Below are 13833 nucleotides of genomic sequence, written 5' to 3' on the forward strand. Positions count from 1 at the left end.
GCGGAGCGAGACCCCGGGAAAGCCGGGACCGCAGGAAAGCACAGCACCCGGCCACGGACCGGCGAGCGGGACCGTGGCCCACACACCCAGGAGGCCCCGTGTCCGTCAGTCAGTCAGCCATCCGCCTCGTCAACCATCTCGGCCGCGACCATCTTCGCCAGGCACTCGAACACGACGTCCGCGCCGGGCTGACGTCGACGCCGAAGTGGCTGCCGCCCAAATGGTTCTACGACGAGGCGGGCAGCGAGCTGTTCTCCCGCATCACCCGGCTGCCCGAGTACTATCCCACCCGCCGCGAGCTCGCCATCCTGCGCAGGGAGGCCCTCGACATCGCCGTGCGCAGCGGCGCGGACACCCTGGTCGAGCTCGGCTCCGGGACGAGCGAGAAGACCGTCCTGCTGCTGGACGCCCTCTCCGCGACGGGGACGCTGCGCGCCTACACGCCGGTGGACGTCGACGCGGCCACCCTGGGCGAGGCCGCGCACCGGCTCGCCTCCCGCTACCGGGGCCTGACCGTGAACGCGATCTGCGCCGACTTCGAGGCGCACCTGGGCCTGCTCCCCCGTACGGGACGGCGGATGGTGGCCTTCCTCGGCGGGACCGTCGGCAACCTGACCCCGGCGGCACGCGAGGTGTTCCTGAAGGAGCTGCGCGCCACGCTCCGCCCCGGCGACACCTTCCTGCTCGGCGCGGACCTGATCAAGGACACCGGCCGGCTGGTCGCGGCGTACGACGACGTGAGCGGGGTGACCGCCGCCTTCAACCGGAACGTCCTGCACGTCATCAACAGGGAGCTGGACGCCGACTTCGAACCGGACGCCTTCGAGCACGTCGCCCTGTACGACGCGCGGAACGAGTGGATCGAGATGCGGCTGCGCGCGAGCCGCGCCATGCGCGTGCGGATCGGCGACCTCGGCCTGCGGGTCGACTTCGCGGCCGGGGAGGAGACGCGGACCGAGATCAGCGCCAAGTTCCGCCCGGAGGGACTGCGGCGAGAACTCGTCGCGGCCGGTTTCGGGATGATCCGCCAGTACGCCGACCCGACCGGCGACTTCGTCCTCGCCCTCGCCCACCCGTGACCCGTGACTCCTGACCCGTGAGAAGCGGTGAGGATCAGGGCACGGGTCCCGGTTCCGGGGCGGTGATCCGCCGGAAGACCGGGCGCGGCTCGGGAAGCCCGCCCTCCCCGGCCGCGCACTGCGCGGCGATCCGGGCGGCCGTGCCGGGCAGGAAGGGTGCCAGCTGGTCGCCCAGCGTCCGGCACGCCCGGACGAGCCCGGCGAGGACGGCGTCGAGCCGGGCCGTGGCGCCGGGGTCGCCGTCGCGTTCGGCCCGCGCCAGTTCCCAGGGCCGGACGCGGTCGACGTAGCGGTTGGCCTCGTCGACGATGGCCCAGACCGGCGCGGTGGCCCGGCGGAACTCGAAGTCGTCCAGGGCCGAACGGACGAGACCGGGCGCCTGGCGACAGGCCGCCCGAAGCCCCTCCCCCTCCTCATCCCCCTCCCACGCACCGCCCCCGGACCTGCTCCCCGCCTCGCTTCCGTCCCCGTCCCCGCCCCTGGCCCCGGACCCGGACCCGGGAAAACACCCGTCCCCAGGTACGTCCCCGCCCCCGTCCCCGGGAACGTACCCGTCGCGGTAACGGTGGACCATCGCAACGACCCGGTTGACGAGGTTGCCCAGCCCGTTGGCGAGCTCGTCGTTGGCGCGGGCGACGAGCCGGTCGACCGTGAAGTCGGCGTCCCCGACACGCGGCACCTCGCGCAGCAGCCACCAGCGGACGGCGTCGGTGCCGTACTCCCCGGCCAGGGCGACCGGGTCGGCCGTGACCCCACCGGACTTGCTGATCTTGCGGCCACCGGCGGTGAGGTAGTCGTGCACCACGATGTCCGTGGGCGGCGGCTGCCCGGCCGACAGCAGCATCGCCGGCCAGTAGACGGCGTGGAAGCGCACCACCCCCTTGCCGACCAGGTGGACCCGGCGGCCGGCGCCGGTCCACCAGCGGCCGTAGTCCTCACCGCCGGTGCCGTAGTCCAGGGCCGTGACGTAGTTGCCGAGCGCGTCCCACCACACGTAGACGACCTGGCCGGGGTCGCCGGGAACGGGGATCCCCCACCCCCGGGCGCGGGCGGTCGACCGCGAGACCGAGAGGTCCTCCAGACCGCCGGCGATGAAGCCGAGGACCTCGTTGCGGCGTTCGGCGGGCTCGATCCTGAGGCGCCCACCGGCGACGAGGTCGTGCAGCCGGTCGGCGTAGCGCGAGAGGCGGAAGAACCAGTTCTCCTCGGCGACCCGCTGGGGTGCGACGCCGTGTTCCGGGCAGCGTCCGCCGGTGAGCTCGGCCGGGGTGTAGAACTGCTCGCAGCCGACGCAGTACAGCCCTTCGTAGTGCCTGCGGTAGAGGTCACCGGCGTCGGCGCAGGCCCGCCAGAGCCGCTCCACCCCGGCCCGGTGGCGGGGGTCGCGGCTGGTGCGGATGACGTCGTCGACCGCGAGCGCCAGCGGCTCGCGCAGCGCGACGAACGCCTCGGCGTTGCGGTCGACGAACTCCTGGACGGGAACGCCCGCGGCCTCGGCGGCCAGCACGTTCTTCAGCGAGTTGTCGTCGGTGCCGGTCTGGAACCGCACCCGGTCGCCTCGCGCCCGGCGGAACCTGGCGAGCACGTCGGCCTGCACGAGCTCCAGGGCGAACCCCAGGTGGGGGCGGGCGTTGACGTACGGGATGGTGGTGGTGACGTAGGTGTGCGACGTGGTCATCGGAACCTCCTGGAGAAGGGGGCTCCGGCCGGTGAAACGCGTCGAGGCCCCGTGACAGGGCCTCGGAAACGATCGTCCGTGCGGCGTCAGCGGCCCCGTGAGCGGGGCATCATCACCTGGCGTGCGGACGCGTTCATGCGGTCAGGCTAACACCGGCCGACCGGCACGAGCCGCCGGTTTTACCGACATCGCGAGTGGCCGGAACGAGGCCGTCGGCTTGATCCAGGCGGGACAGGTGTCCTACGTGCGCCGGGGGACGGGCTGTGCGCCGTCGCCGCCGTCGCCGTCGCCGTCGCGCAGGGAATGGATCATGCTCCGCAGGATCCGGAACGCGTCCGACCGCTCGGCCTCGGTCATGCCGGCCAGCATTCTGACCTCGACGGACCGGACCGCCACGGTCGCCTTGTCGAGGCTCCGCCGGCCGCGAGGCGTGAGCCGCGTGGGAAGGACCTTCCCGACGGGTGCCTCCGCGGGCCTGGTCACGTAGCCGTCTCGTTCCAGGGCCTGGAGCAGCACGTTCATCGACTGCCGTGTCACGAACGCGCCCCGCGCGAGCTCGGAGTTCGACAAGCCCGGCCGTTGCGCCAGCAGTTCGAGGCAGGAGTAGTGCGTCACGCTCATCCCGAGCGGCCGCAGCACCTCCTCCATGGCCGCGCGGAGGGCGCTCGACGCCTCTTTCAGCAGGTAGCCCAGTGACGTCTCCAGGTCGACGCCGGCCTCGCTTTGACTCATGTCAGGATTCTGACATAGATTGACGTGTGTCAGAAAACTGACACAGAAGGAAGGAGCATCCCCATGCCCGTCACCGGACCCGACTTCATCTCGCTCCAAGCGCGCGACCTCGACGCCTCGCGGGCGTTCTACGAGCGCTACCTGGGCCTCGTCCGCTCGCAGGCCGGGCCCCCGCACGCCGTCGTCTTCGAGACGAGGCCGATCGCGTTCGCACTCCGCGACGTCGTTCCCGGCACCGATCTCGCGTCCGTCGCCCGGCCCGGCATCGGTGCCGCGATCTGGCTCCACGCCACAGACGTCCAGGCCATTCACGACGCCCTCGCCGCCGACGGTCACACCATCGTCTCCGCACCGGTCGACGGCCCCTTCGGCCGGACGTTCACCTTCGCCGATCCCGACGGCTACCAGGTCACCCTCCACGACCGCGCCTGATCGGCGCTTCGAGACCTCAAGACCGCAGCGGCCGGAGAAATCCCCGGCGCGGCGGCAATCGACGGGTAACCGCCGCCCAAAGACAGGCCCTCGCCCACCGTGCCCTTGTCGATCGTTGGGGGTGATCCGATCCAGCGAAGCACCAGTTCGGGTGCGGCGCGACGAGCTTCGAAGGGGTACGGGGTACGGAGAGGCCATGACCAAGAAGCACAAGCGGGACGAACCTGACGTGGGCGACGACGTCACGTGGGAGAGCCACGGCTCGTCGACCTCGGGCAAGGTCGAGAAGAAGATCACGAAGCGGACCGAGGAGTCGGGGCGCACCGTGGAAGCCTCGGCCGACGATCCGCAGTACCGCGTACGCAGCGACAAGAGCGGCAAGACCGCCGTGCACAAGCCGTCGGCGCTGCACAGGAAAGACGGCCATGACTGAGGACGGCGAGCGGATCGCCGCGGACTTCGGCCAGGCGGTCAACATGACGGCCACGGAGCTGGAAAGCTGGCTGGAGACCGAGGAGTCAAGGAGCGTGGGGGACAAGTCGGACGGTGAGGAGTCGACAGGCCACCGGTCCGGCCGCCGGATCGTCGAGATCCTGCGGAAGCGGAAAGGCGACCTGGGCGAGGACGACTACTCCCACATGCGCAAGGTGACCGGCTACGTCCGCCGCCACCTGAAGCAACGTCCGTCCGGGGACGTCAAAGAGACCCCGTGGCGATACTCCCTCATGAACTGGGGACACGACCCGCTCAGGTGAGCCGCCCCGTCGAGCGTGTGCCGCCCCGGTCCTCTCCCGGAAACCGCCGCACCCGGCGGGCCCGGCGATTCCGCGAACGGTCCCGGCAATGCGCAGCACGCTTTGCTCACTCAGAGTAGTGTCTTGACTACTCTCAGTAGAGAGCAGAGACCGTCGAGAGGATCATCGTGAAGCGAATCGCCCTCGTCCCCGTCATCTCCGCCGCCCTGGTCGCGGTCATGGGCAGCGCCGCCTACGCCTCGCAGTACGTGGCCTACGAAGGGCCGGGCTTCACCGGCCGGTCGGTGGTCATCGACCGGTGCGGCCCGTCCAACATCCCCTTCCACGGCTCGTACAAGTGGTACGGCGACGGCCAGAGCGGCCGGATGTACAACCAGCCCGACGCGCAGGGGACGACGCACTTCGAGCTGGCACCCAATCGCAACGCGGAGCAGCGGACGCCCGTCGGCTGGAAGAGCATCTTCATCGTGTGCTGACACCCGGAAGGCGTGACCGGAACGCGTGACCGGAAGCCGGAGCCCGTGCGGCTTCCGGTCAGGCGCCCGCCCCGGCGGGGCAGGCCTCCATCGCCCGGAGCCGGGCCCGGCGGCACCTCGCGACGTCGCCGAGCCCGGATCGGGGAGGTCACGCGTCATCGGGGAGGTCACTCATCGTCCGGCAGCGGTTCGCCGGTCTCCAGCAGCGACTTCAGGCTCGCCACCACGTTCGGCCAGCCGTGGCTCACCATCTCGGCCAGGCTCGATCCGGGCTCGAAGCCGTCGTGCACGACGGTGAGCTTCACGACCTGCGCGGTCTCCTCAAGGGTGAAGGTGACCTTCGATCGGGGCTCGGCGGACAGCCGGGGGAGCAGTTCCTCGTCCCAGCCGAAGCGCTTGGCGAGCTCCGGGGTGATGGCGTGCCAGGTGTAGGAGAGCCGGCTGTAGGGCTCGGCCTCCAGCACGACCTGCTCCGGGTCGCTGATCAGCACGCCGTGGTTGTCCCAGGTCATCGGCGAGCCGGCGGACCAGTCCGTGGTGAACTCCGTGGCCCAGTAGCGGCGGGTGAAGGCGGGTTCGGTCAGCGCCTGCCAGAGCTTCTGCGGGGTGGTGCGGATGTAGGTGGTGTAGACGAAGGTCGGCGCGTCCATCGGGGTCTCCTCCAGGGCGAATTTCAGGTCCGCCAGGGCTTGGACCCTGGCCCGGTCGTAGCGGCTGATCCACCGGTGGGCGATCTCGTGCACGGGCGCGGCGTTGAGGTAGTGCAGCTTCTCCCGGCCCCGCCGTACGGTGGCGACGAGCCCGGCCTCCTCCAGCACCGCGAGGTGCTTGCTGACGGACTGCCTGGCCATGTCGAGTCCGGCGCACAGCTCACGCAGCGTCTGCCCGTTGCGGGCGTTGAGCGAGTCGAGCAGCGCGCGCCGGCTCGGATCGGCCAGCGCCTTGAACACCTCGTCCATGTCCGCCCCCGTACCCAGGTCGCCGTCCGCCGATATGCAGCCTTTCAGCTGCCTTTAACTTAGGCAGCCAGATGGCTGCCTGTCAAGGCGCGCAGCCACGACGGGTGGCCGCGGGCACGGGTACGCGGGCGGCCGTCCGGTCCGGGGTCCGTTACCGGGGGACGATCGGGAGGGTGATGTAGGAGTCGGGGAAGACGGTCTGGTGCTGGAGGACCAGGTCGGCCTCGGTGGAGTCGGCGGAGGTACGGCCGTTGCCGGGGTTGCGGTCGAAGCGGGGGAAGTTGGAGCTGGAGATCTCGACGCGGATGCGGTGACCGGTCTTGAAGACCTGGCTGGTGGCGACGAGGTCGATCTCGTGCACCCCGGACGCGACGGAGGTCCGGACGATGCCGTCGGTCACGCTCATGGCCCGGCCGTCGGGGTGGACGTCGACGAGCTTGGCCGTCCAGTCGGTGGAGACCGCCGAGGTCTCGGCGTGCAGGGTGACGGAGAGGGGGCCGGTCACCTCGACGTCGGAGGCGAGCGCCTCGGTGGTGAAGCAGAGCACGTCGGGGCGGAGCTCGACGTCGCGCTGGTCCTGGGGGCCGACGTTCGTCACGTCGGGGAGCAGGAGGGGGCCGCCGGTGGTGGGTACGGGATCGCGGGGGTCGAAAGTGAAGGTGGACGGCGTGGCGCCCGAGGGAGGCGTGGCATTCGGGAGGAGCTCGGCGCCCGAGGGAGGCGTGGCATTCGGGAGGAGCTCGGCGCCCGAGGGAGGCGTGGCGCCTGGGAGCGGGCCGGAATCCGAGGAAGGCTCGGCGTCCGAGAGGGGTACGGCGTCCGAGAGGGGGGCGGCGTCCGAGGGGGGCTCGGTGGACAGCAGGCCGCCGGGGTGCAGGTGGTAGCGGGTGTCGACCGCGCGGGACAGCGGCCATTCCTCCTCGTCCCGCCAGACGTTGTCGCCCATGACGAAGATCTTCACGGCCGGGCCGGTGTCCTCCCCGCGGAGGAAGTCCATCTGCCGCTGCGGCAGCATGGCCGCCTGCGCCGAGGCGGAGAACCCGAAGTCCAGGCGGCCGGTGCCCGTCGCGCCGGAACCGTGCGACCAGGGGCCGATGACCAGCGGGCCGCCCAGCCGCCGGTGGTTCTCCAGGGTCCCGGCGAGGAACAGGTCGAACCAGCCCCCGACGTGCATCACGGGCACCTCGATCCGGTCGTGCCGCAGGGTCTCGGCCAGTCCCTCCCAGTAGGCGTCGCGGGTCAGGTGCGAGATCCAGTCGTTCCACCACGGCCCCGCGGGGATGTCGCGCAGCGGCAGCGTCCGCACGGCGGCGGTCTGGTCGCCCAGTACGGGCAGGAGCGCGCCGAAGCCCGCGCCCACGTCCTCCCCCGCCTCCATCCCGTGCATCAGCCCGAGCATCGCCTGCAGCAGGCCCCAGTTCAGCGCCGAGCCGAGCGCGAACGCCCCGCCGTGATAGTTCAGCCCGTCGTAGAAGTCGTGCGGGGTCATCGAGGCGACCACGGCCTTGAGTCCCGGCGGGCGCTTCGCGGCGGCCTGGAGCGCGCATCCGGCGAGGTAGGACATCCCGAAGGCCACGACCTCGCCGTTCGACCACGGCTGGGAGGTGATCCACCCGACGGTGTCGTAGCCGTCGTCGCCCTCGTCCAGCCACGGCCGGAACTCCCCGTCACTGCTTCCGCGTCCCCGGCAGTGCTGGAGCACCACCGCGAAGCCGGCCTCCAGCGCGGGCGTCCTCGGCGCCATCAGGAACGAGCCCGCGCCGTACGGCGTGCGGACGAGCAGGGCGGGGAACGGCCCCTCCGAGGCGGGGCGGTAGACGTCGCCGCGCAGGATCGTGCCGTCGCGCACCGGCATCGGGGTGTCGTGCTCGGCGACGATGGAGAGCGGCGAGCGGTTCAGCTTCAGCATCACGAGTTCCTTGGGGTGTCCGTCGAGCCTCGGGGGTCGCGCCGGGGCCGTGTCGCGATTCGGGATGGGTCGGTCAGGTCAGCTCAGGTCAGTGTGTGGGTGTCGTGCGGGATGGATCGGGCCAGGGTGTAAGCGTCGTACGGGAGAGGTCAGGGTGTGGGCGTCGTGCGGGATGGATCGGGTCAGGGTGTGGGCGTCGTGCGGGAGGGGTCAGGTCAGGGTGTAGGCGTCGTAGCGGACGGCGTCGGGCAGTCGGCCGCCCGTTCCCACGGCGAGGGTGCGGTTGAGCCACAGGTAGCGTTCGTCGCCGGTCTCGAAACGGCAGAAGAGCCGGAAGTAGTACTCCGACGGGTCCACCGGCTCCCCCTCGGCGAGGCGGGCCATGACCTCGGCGGGGCCGTGCCGCACGCCGGAGGTGGAGAGGTAGAGGTGCGCGCCGTCGTGGGTGCGCAGGGTGTAGCGGGTGTCGACGCTGGCCATGCCGTCGGCGTGCACGACCTGCCAGTCGGCCCCGCCGGGCAGGACGACGCCGGAGAACCGCCGGCCCTCGAACGATCCGCCCACGATGTTGATCACCCGTCGCCGGCCCCAGTGGGTGCCGCCGAGTTCGAGGATCGGATCCAGCCTCACGGTGAACGTGGCGAGGTGTTCGAGGTTCATCGGACGACGCTCCAGGACGGGGACTCGTTCAGCGAAGCCGGGTCGAACCCCGCCGTGCGCTTGTAGGAGGCGGCGATCTCGGCCCGCTCCGCGTAGGGGATGACCTGCTCGATGTCGTCGAACCCGCCGGGTGCGCGCTCGTGGGCGAGCTTCATCACGATCTCGGGGCCCATGCGCCGGTTGGACAGCTGCAGGGTCGTCGTGGCGGGCCGCCGCGTGGCCTCGTACGCCGCCAGGTCTCCGTGCGCGAGGGAGTGGGCCAGCACCCGGGCGTCGATGATCGCCTGGGAGGCGCCGTTGGAACCGATCGGGTACATCGCGTGGGCGGCGTCGCCCAGCAGGGTGACGTTTCCCTCGGTCCAGTACGGCAGCGGGTCGCGGTCCACCATCGGATACTCGTAGGCGGCCTCGGCTCCGGCGATGATCCGCGGCACGTCCAGCCAGTCGAACCGCCAGTCCGCGAAGTGTCTCCCGACCTCGGCCAGGTCCGCCGGACGGTTCCAGTCGCCCCGGTCGGGGGCCTCGCCCTCGAAGGGCTTCTCGGCGATCCAGTTGATCAGTGTCCGCTCGCCGACCTCGATCGGGTAGGCCACGAACTTCTGCGTCCCGTCACCGATCATGATCATGGACCGTCCGGTGAGGAACGGCGTGCCGTACGTCGTCCCGCGCCACAGGACCAGCCCGTTCCACGGAGGGGGTCCCTCCCCGGGGAACAGGCGCGCGCGGATCGCCGAGTGGATGCCGTCCGCCCCGATCAGCAGGTCCTCCGTTCCCGGGCCGGTGATCCGGCTGCCGGTGACGACCGACCTCGGGCCGAGCCGCTCGACCACGGCGTCCAGCAGCATCATCTGCAGCCGTCCCCGGTGGACGGAGTACTGCGGCCAGAGGTATCCCGCGTCGACGCCCCGGGGCTCGGACCAGATCGCGGAGCCGTGCCGGTCGAAGTAGCCGAGTTCGGCGGTGGCGACACCGATCGCCGCCAGCCGGTCGGCGAGGCCGAGCTCCGTCAGTTCCCGTACGGCGTGGGGCAGCAGGTTGATGCCCACGCCGAGGGGACGGATCTCGCGCGCGGCCTCGTGGACGGTGAGGTTCTCGAAGCCCGCCGCGTGCAGGCTGAGCGCGGCGGCGAGGCCGCCGATGCCGCCACCGGCGATGACGATGTCCACGGGCGCCTCCCGTCGATTGTTATGGCCATAACAATATTCATAGGTGGGTGCTCCTGCGCAAGACTTGTGCGGTGGAATCACCAGTGGAGCGGTCGGGCGGGGAAACAACGGGCGCGGGCACAGGCGCGGGTCCGGGTTCGGGCCGTCGCGCCGAAGGCCCGGGAGGGGTCGGAGGCCGAGGAGAAACCGGAGTCCGGGGAAGAGCCGGAGTCCGGGGGGAAGTCGCGGCGCCAAGCGCGGCCGAGGACAAGAGGGTGTCGCGGGGCGAGGACGGCGGGAGGTCGCGGGTAGAGGGCGGCAGCCAGATTTCGCATGCCGAGGAGAGCGGGACACTTAGGGACGGGGGCAGGATGCCTCGGGCCGAGGACGGTGGGACGCCACGGGGCAAGGACGGTGGGGTGTCACGGGTGGAACCGGGGAGCAGCCGGATGTCGCATGCCGAGGAGAGCGGGACACCTCGGGGCGAGGACGGTGGGATGTCGCGGGTGGAGCCGGGGGGCAGGGCGGATCTTCGGTATGCCGCGTACGCTCGGGAACGCCTCGCGGGCATGCCGCCTCCCGCCGACCCGGAGGGGTTCGAGCTCGCCTACAACCTGCTGCAGCTGGCCTACCTGCTGGTGACGGACCTGGAGACACGGATCCACCGCCCGCGCGGCTGGACGCTGCCCGGTTTCCGGCTGATGTTCAAGCTCTGGATTCTCGGCCCGACCCAGCCCGCCCGGCTCGCCGAGATCTCCGCCATGTCCCGCTCGGCGGTGACGAACGTGGTCAACACCCTGGAGCGCGACGCCCTGGTCGAGCGCCGTCCGGTGCCCGGCGACAGGCGCGCGGTGGTGGTCGCGCTGTCCGGCAAGGGGGAGGCCGCCGTCCGCGAGACGTTCGCCGAGCAGACCCGCAGGGAGCAGGAGTGGTTCTCCCCCCTGGACCCGCGCGAGCAGGCCGATCTCAGCGGTCTGCTCGCCCGCATCCTCACCGCTCGCCCGGCTGACACTCCCTAGCCTGGCCGCCGTTCCATCGCCCGGCCGCCGCTCCGGGGCACGACCGGCACTTCGCAGCCCGGCCGCCGCTCCGGGGCACGACCGGCACTTCGCAGCCCACCTGCCGTTCCGGGGCCCGGTTGCCCGTTCCGGGGAGTTCCCGTCGTGCCGCTCGCCCAGATCGGCGGGAAACGGGAAACAGGAAAAGCGGGTTACTCGCCGCCGCGCAGGTCGGACAGGCGCTTGGGCGAGTACACGATGTCCTCGAAGCGCACGGTGCAGCCCTCGCCGGTGGGGCTCTGCGCGAGGAAGCCGACCTCCGGGTCCCCGTCGAGCGCGAAGTATCTGATGAGGTTCCAGAACCCGGACCCGTCCGCGACGTGGAAGGCGAAGGCGGTGCCGATGCGGGAGACCCGCAGCCGGATGTCCGTGCCGTCCATGGTCACGGAGTTGCAGTCGTCGGACACCCCTCGGGTGACCACCGAGACAATCGTGGGCCTGCCCTGCGGGGAGAGTTCGAGGCAGAACTTGGCCCACCGGTCGTCGTCGGCGTACAGCAGCAGCACGGCCGCGTCGTAGGTGGAGAGCAGGTCGAGCCTGACCCGCGCGCTGAGCGTGAAGTCGCCGTCCAGGCGGCCGACGAGGGCGGGGGCGTTGGCGTAGCGGTTCGGCTCCCCGGGGTCGGAGAAGAGGTCGGTTCCCGCTCCCGCGACGATGGAGAGCGCGTCGCCCTCGGCGCTCCAGTCCTCGGGCCGGTTCAGCCAGCGCAGCGGCGCGGGGAAGGCGGGCAGGGAGACGGTTTCGCTCACGGGAGTTCCTCCAGACGGGTTGCGAACGCGTAGGCGTCCGCGATGAGGCGGTCGACGACCTCGGCGTCACGGACGGGGCAGACCGGATCGGTCCCCTCCCGGACGCTGCGGGCGAAGTCGGCCATGAGGGGCAGGTGCGGGTTCTCCGGCGGCGGGAGGAACTCCTCGACGGCGACCCCGTCGACGATCCCGCGCACGGTCCCCGAGTCGAGGGGGTCGAGTTCCAGGTGACCGCCCTCGAAGGACAGGTGGAACCGGTCGTGGCGGGCACCGGGCGCCCACGCCGCCTCCAGCCCGGCCGTGGCTCCCAACGGCCAGGCCAGCTCCATCCTGGCGAGACGCTCCGCGCCCAGGTCGAAGGGCAGGCCCGTACGCGCGCTCGTCACGACGGGCTCCCCCAGCAGCCAGCAGAGCAGGTCGAGGCGGTGACTGCCGATGTCGGCGAGCACTCCCCCGCCGGAGATCGCGGGGTCGGTACGCCAGAGCCGGGGGTCGTCCGGCCCCGGGTCGAAGTGGCTCCGGAACTCCACGGTCGCGTGGTGGACGGCACGCCCGCGCAGGATCTCGCGTACCCGCCCGAGCGCGGGCGCGAGCCGCCGGTAGTAGGCGACACCCGCGTGCGCGGTGGCCAGCTCGGGCACCGTCCCGCTGTGGCGGACGGCTCCCGCGTGGGCGTCGTCCGGTTCGGGAACCGTCCCACGGTGATAAGTGACCTCCGCGTGGGCGGCCGGCTCAGGGACCGTCCCACGGCGGTAGGTGGCCTCCGCGTGGGCGGCGGGCTCGGGAATCGTCCCACGATGGTGGGCCGCCTCCGTGTGGAGGATGGACGGCTCGGGAACCGTCCCGCGAGCGGGGGCCGCTCCGCCGAGGGGTTTCTCCACAAGGACCGGCAGGCCCGCGCGTGCCGCCGCGATCGCGAGGGGCAGGTGGGCCGCGACCGGTGTGGCGACGTAGACGACCTCGGCCACGTCGAGCAGCGCGGTGTAGTCGGACGTGCCGAAGGCCCCAGACGCCCCGGACGCCCCGGACGCCCCGGACGACCCGTCGCGGGAAACCCCGAACTCCTCGCAGGTGGCCTGCGCTCGCGCGGCGTCCCGGCCCCACACGCAGGCGACGGTCTCACCGAGGGACAGCAGGGCGGGCAGCGCCTTCCTGCGCACGATGTCGCCGTATCCGGCGATCCCCCATCTCAATCCTGGTTCGGGCATACGGCTATCTTCAGGGTTTCCGGGGGCGGAGTCTGGAACGGCGCGGCGCTTCCCGCCGGATGGAGGGTGGGACTCTCGGACAGGCGGTCGAGGGCCTCCTGGAGCCGCTCCAGCGGGTAGGTGGCGGTGAGGATCATGTCGAGGCGCAGGCGCCGGGTGAACGTGGCGGCCAGCCGTTCGGCCACCCGCATCGCCTCGGCCCGCGCGGTGTCGGTCGGCTCGGCGGAGCTGTGCACCCGCAGCCCCTTCTTCTCCCACTTGACCATGTCGAAGGTGACGTGGGTGTCGACGTGGTGGGTGCCGAGGAAGACGACGAGACCGTTCTGCCGGACCAGGTCGACGCAGGCGTTGGCGGTGTGCGGGGTGCCGACCGCCTCGATGGCGACGTCGAACTCCGTCCCCAGCTCCTCCGGTACGGCCTGCGGTGACTTCACCAGCGAGGTGCGGTCCGCGCCGAGGAGCACCGAGCGCTCCAGACGCCAGGGGTCCAGGTCGGCGACGGCGATCTCGGCCGCGCCGCGCAGCCGCGCCACCTGCAGGGCCATCAGCCCGACCGGCCCCTGCCCCACGATGGCCACCCGGTCGCCCAGCCGTACCCCCCGGGTCGCGTGCACGGCCAGGGGCAGCAGCTGCAGGATCGCGCCCTGCTCGAAGGGCACGTCGTCGGGGAGGGCGCCCACGCTGACCTCCCTCGCCGTCGCGTACTCGGCGAAACCCGAGGTGAGCGGGGTGCGGACGAACACCCGCTGTCCCGGCGCGACGCGGGTCACCCGCTCTCCCACGGCCTCGACGGTTCCGGCGACCTCGTGGCCGAAGCAACCGGTCGCGCAGTGGTCGCGCAGGCCGTGGTAGTGGTAATAGGCCAGGTCACTGCGGTTGCAGACGGTGCAGGCCCCCACCCGGACGAGCACGTCGCCCGGCCCGATGGACGGGACCGGCGCGTCGCCGTCCAGGCGGATGCGGTGTCTGCCGACGAGTTCGATCCGGCGCACG

General features: G+C 71.7%; 15 protein-coding genes. 6 read left to right on the forward strand and 9 right to left on the reverse strand.

The window, feature by feature from the left end:
* The first annotated feature begins 98 nt into the window (after positions 1-98).
* Positions 99-1079, forward strand: a complete 981-nt coding sequence (gene egtD / locus ABT053_RS00195) for an L-histidine N(alpha)-methyltransferase (RefSeq protein WP_350966582.1) — start codon at positions 99-101, stop codon at positions 1077-1079.
* A gap of 34 nt (positions 1080-1113) precedes the next feature.
* On the opposite strand, the gene ABT053_RS00200 is transcribed toward egtD, so the two are convergent.
* The gene (locus ABT053_RS00200) at positions 1114-2757 is read right to left on the reverse strand and encodes a methionine--tRNA ligase (RefSeq protein ID WP_350966583.1); all 1644 of its coding nucleotides are present in this window, start codon (positions 2755-2757) and stop codon (positions 1114-1116) included.
* Positions 2758-2997: 240 nt separating this feature from the next.
* Positions 2998-3489, reverse strand: coding sequence for a MarR family winged helix-turn-helix transcriptional regulator (locus ABT053_RS00205; RefSeq protein ID WP_350966584.1), 492 nt, complete (start codon positions 3487-3489; stop codon positions 2998-3000).
* Between the two features lie 63 nt (positions 3490-3552).
* On the opposite strand from ABT053_RS00205, the gene ABT053_RS00210 reads away from it, so the two are divergent.
* From ABT053_RS00210 to ABT053_RS00225, 4 genes are all read left to right on the forward strand, one after another.
* Complete coding sequence (locus ABT053_RS00210; RefSeq protein ID WP_350966585.1) at positions 3553-3921, forward strand: VOC family protein; 369 nt, start codon at positions 3553-3555, stop codon at positions 3919-3921.
* A 196-nt stretch (positions 3922-4117) separates the two neighbouring features.
* Positions 4118-4354 (forward strand): hypervirulence associated TUDOR domain-containing protein, encoded by a 237-nt coding sequence (locus ABT053_RS00215; RefSeq protein ID WP_350966586.1) that lies wholly within the window; start codon positions 4118-4120, stop codon positions 4352-4354.
* Positions 4347-4676 (forward strand): DUF3140 domain-containing protein, encoded by a 330-nt coding sequence (locus ABT053_RS00220; protein WP_350966587.1) that lies wholly within the window; start codon positions 4347-4349, stop codon positions 4674-4676. Before ABT053_RS00215 ends, ABT053_RS00220 begins: the two co-directional genes overlap by 8 nt.
* Positions 4677-4843: 167 nt before the next feature.
* Positions 4844-5152: a MiAMP1 family antimicrobial peptide gene (locus tag ABT053_RS00225; protein WP_350966588.1), complete on the forward strand. Its 309-nt coding sequence runs from the start codon at positions 4844-4846 to the stop codon at positions 5150-5152.
* 167 nt (positions 5153-5319) lie between these two features.
* Here the strand turns inward: ABT053_RS00225 and ABT053_RS00230 are convergent, their stop codons facing one another.
* From ABT053_RS00230 to ABT053_RS00245, 4 genes are all read right to left on the reverse strand, one after another.
* Positions 5320-6111 (reverse strand): ArsR/SmtB family transcription factor, encoded by a 792-nt coding sequence (locus tag ABT053_RS00230; protein WP_350966590.1) that lies wholly within the window; start codon positions 6109-6111, stop codon positions 5320-5322.
* A gap of 151 nt (positions 6112-6262) precedes the next feature.
* Positions 6263-8020 carry a CocE/NonD family hydrolase gene (locus ABT053_RS00235; protein WP_350966591.1) on the reverse strand — a complete coding sequence of 586 codons (1758 nt, stop codon included), beginning with the start codon at positions 8018-8020 and terminating at the stop codon, positions 6263-6265.
* 210 nt (positions 8021-8230) lie between these two features.
* A complete protein-coding gene (locus ABT053_RS00240) occupies positions 8231-8680 on the reverse strand; it encodes a DUF3237 domain-containing protein (protein ID WP_350966592.1) in 450 nt (149 codons plus the stop codon).
* Positions 8677-9846, reverse strand: coding sequence for a flavin-dependent oxidoreductase (locus ABT053_RS00245; protein ID WP_350966593.1), 1170 nt, complete (start codon positions 9844-9846; stop codon positions 8677-8679). The genes ABT053_RS00240 and ABT053_RS00245 overlap by 4 nt, the downstream gene beginning before the upstream one ends.
* 428 nt (positions 9847-10274) lie before the next feature.
* Here ABT053_RS00245 and ABT053_RS00250 point away from each other — a divergent pair, with 428 nt between their 5' ends.
* The gene (locus ABT053_RS00250; RefSeq protein ID WP_350966594.1) at positions 10275-10844 is read left to right on the forward strand and encodes a MarR family winged helix-turn-helix transcriptional regulator; all 570 of its coding nucleotides are present in this window, start codon (positions 10275-10277) and stop codon (positions 10842-10844) included.
* A gap of 191 nt (positions 10845-11035) precedes the next feature.
* Here ABT053_RS00250 and ABT053_RS00255 read toward each other — a convergent pair whose 3' ends face one another.
* The 3 genes from ABT053_RS00255 to ABT053_RS00265 are packed head-to-tail and all read right to left on the reverse strand — an operon-like array spanning position 11036 to position 13832.
* On the reverse strand, positions 11036-11632 hold the full coding sequence (locus ABT053_RS00255) for a DUF1349 domain-containing protein (RefSeq protein WP_350966595.1): 597 nt from the start codon (positions 11630-11632) through the stop codon (positions 11036-11038).
* On the reverse strand, positions 11629-12840 hold the full coding sequence (locus ABT053_RS00260) for a Gfo/Idh/MocA family protein (RefSeq protein ID WP_350966596.1): 1212 nt from the start codon (positions 12838-12840) through the stop codon (positions 11629-11631). Before ABT053_RS00260 ends, ABT053_RS00255 begins: the two co-directional genes overlap by 4 nt.
* A complete protein-coding gene (locus ABT053_RS00265) occupies positions 12822-13832 on the reverse strand; it encodes a zinc-dependent alcohol dehydrogenase (RefSeq protein WP_350966597.1) in 1011 nt (336 codons plus the stop codon). Before ABT053_RS00265 ends, ABT053_RS00260 begins: the two co-directional genes overlap by 19 nt.
* Between the last annotated feature and the right edge of the window lies 1 nt (position 13833).

Source organism: Streptosporangium sp. NPDC002524, assembly GCF_040295985.1.
Taxonomy (GTDB): domain Bacteria; phylum Actinomycetota; class Actinomycetes; order Streptosporangiales; family Streptosporangiaceae; genus Streptosporangium.

Coding starts and splice junctions, on each gene's coding strand:
- ABT053_RS00200 (WP_350966583.1), bottom strand. CDS start 2,757: ATGACCACGTCGCACACCTACGTCACCACCACCATCCCGTACGTCAAC.
- ABT053_RS00205 (WP_350966584.1), bottom strand. CDS start 3,489: ATGAGTCAAAGCGAGGCCGGCGTCGACCTGGAGACGTCACTGGGCTAC.
- ABT053_RS00210 (WP_350966585.1), top strand. CDS start 3,553: ATGCCCGTCACCGGACCCGACTTCATCTCGCTCCAAGCGCGCGACCTC.
- ABT053_RS00215 (WP_350966586.1), top strand. CDS start 4,118: ATGACCAAGAAGCACAAGCGGGACGAACCTGACGTGGGCGACGACGTC.
- ABT053_RS00220 (WP_350966587.1), top strand. CDS start 4,347: ATGACTGAGGACGGCGAGCGGATCGCCGCGGACTTCGGCCAGGCGGTC.
- ABT053_RS00230 (WP_350966590.1), bottom strand. CDS start 6,111: ATGGACGAGGTGTTCAAGGCGCTGGCCGATCCGAGCCGGCGCGCGCTG.
- ABT053_RS00235 (WP_350966591.1), bottom strand. CDS start 8,020: ATGCTGAAGCTGAACCGCTCGCCGCTCTCCATCGTCGCCGAGCACGAC.
- ABT053_RS00240 (WP_350966592.1), bottom strand. CDS start 8,680: ATGAACCTCGAACACCTCGCCACGTTCACCGTGAGGCTGGATCCGATC.
- ABT053_RS00250 (WP_350966594.1), top strand. CDS start 10,275: ATGTCGCATGCCGAGGAGAGCGGGACACCTCGGGGCGAGGACGGTGGG.
- ABT053_RS00260 (WP_350966596.1), bottom strand. CDS start 12,840: ATGCCCGAACCAGGATTGAGATGGGGGATCGCCGGATACGGCGACATC.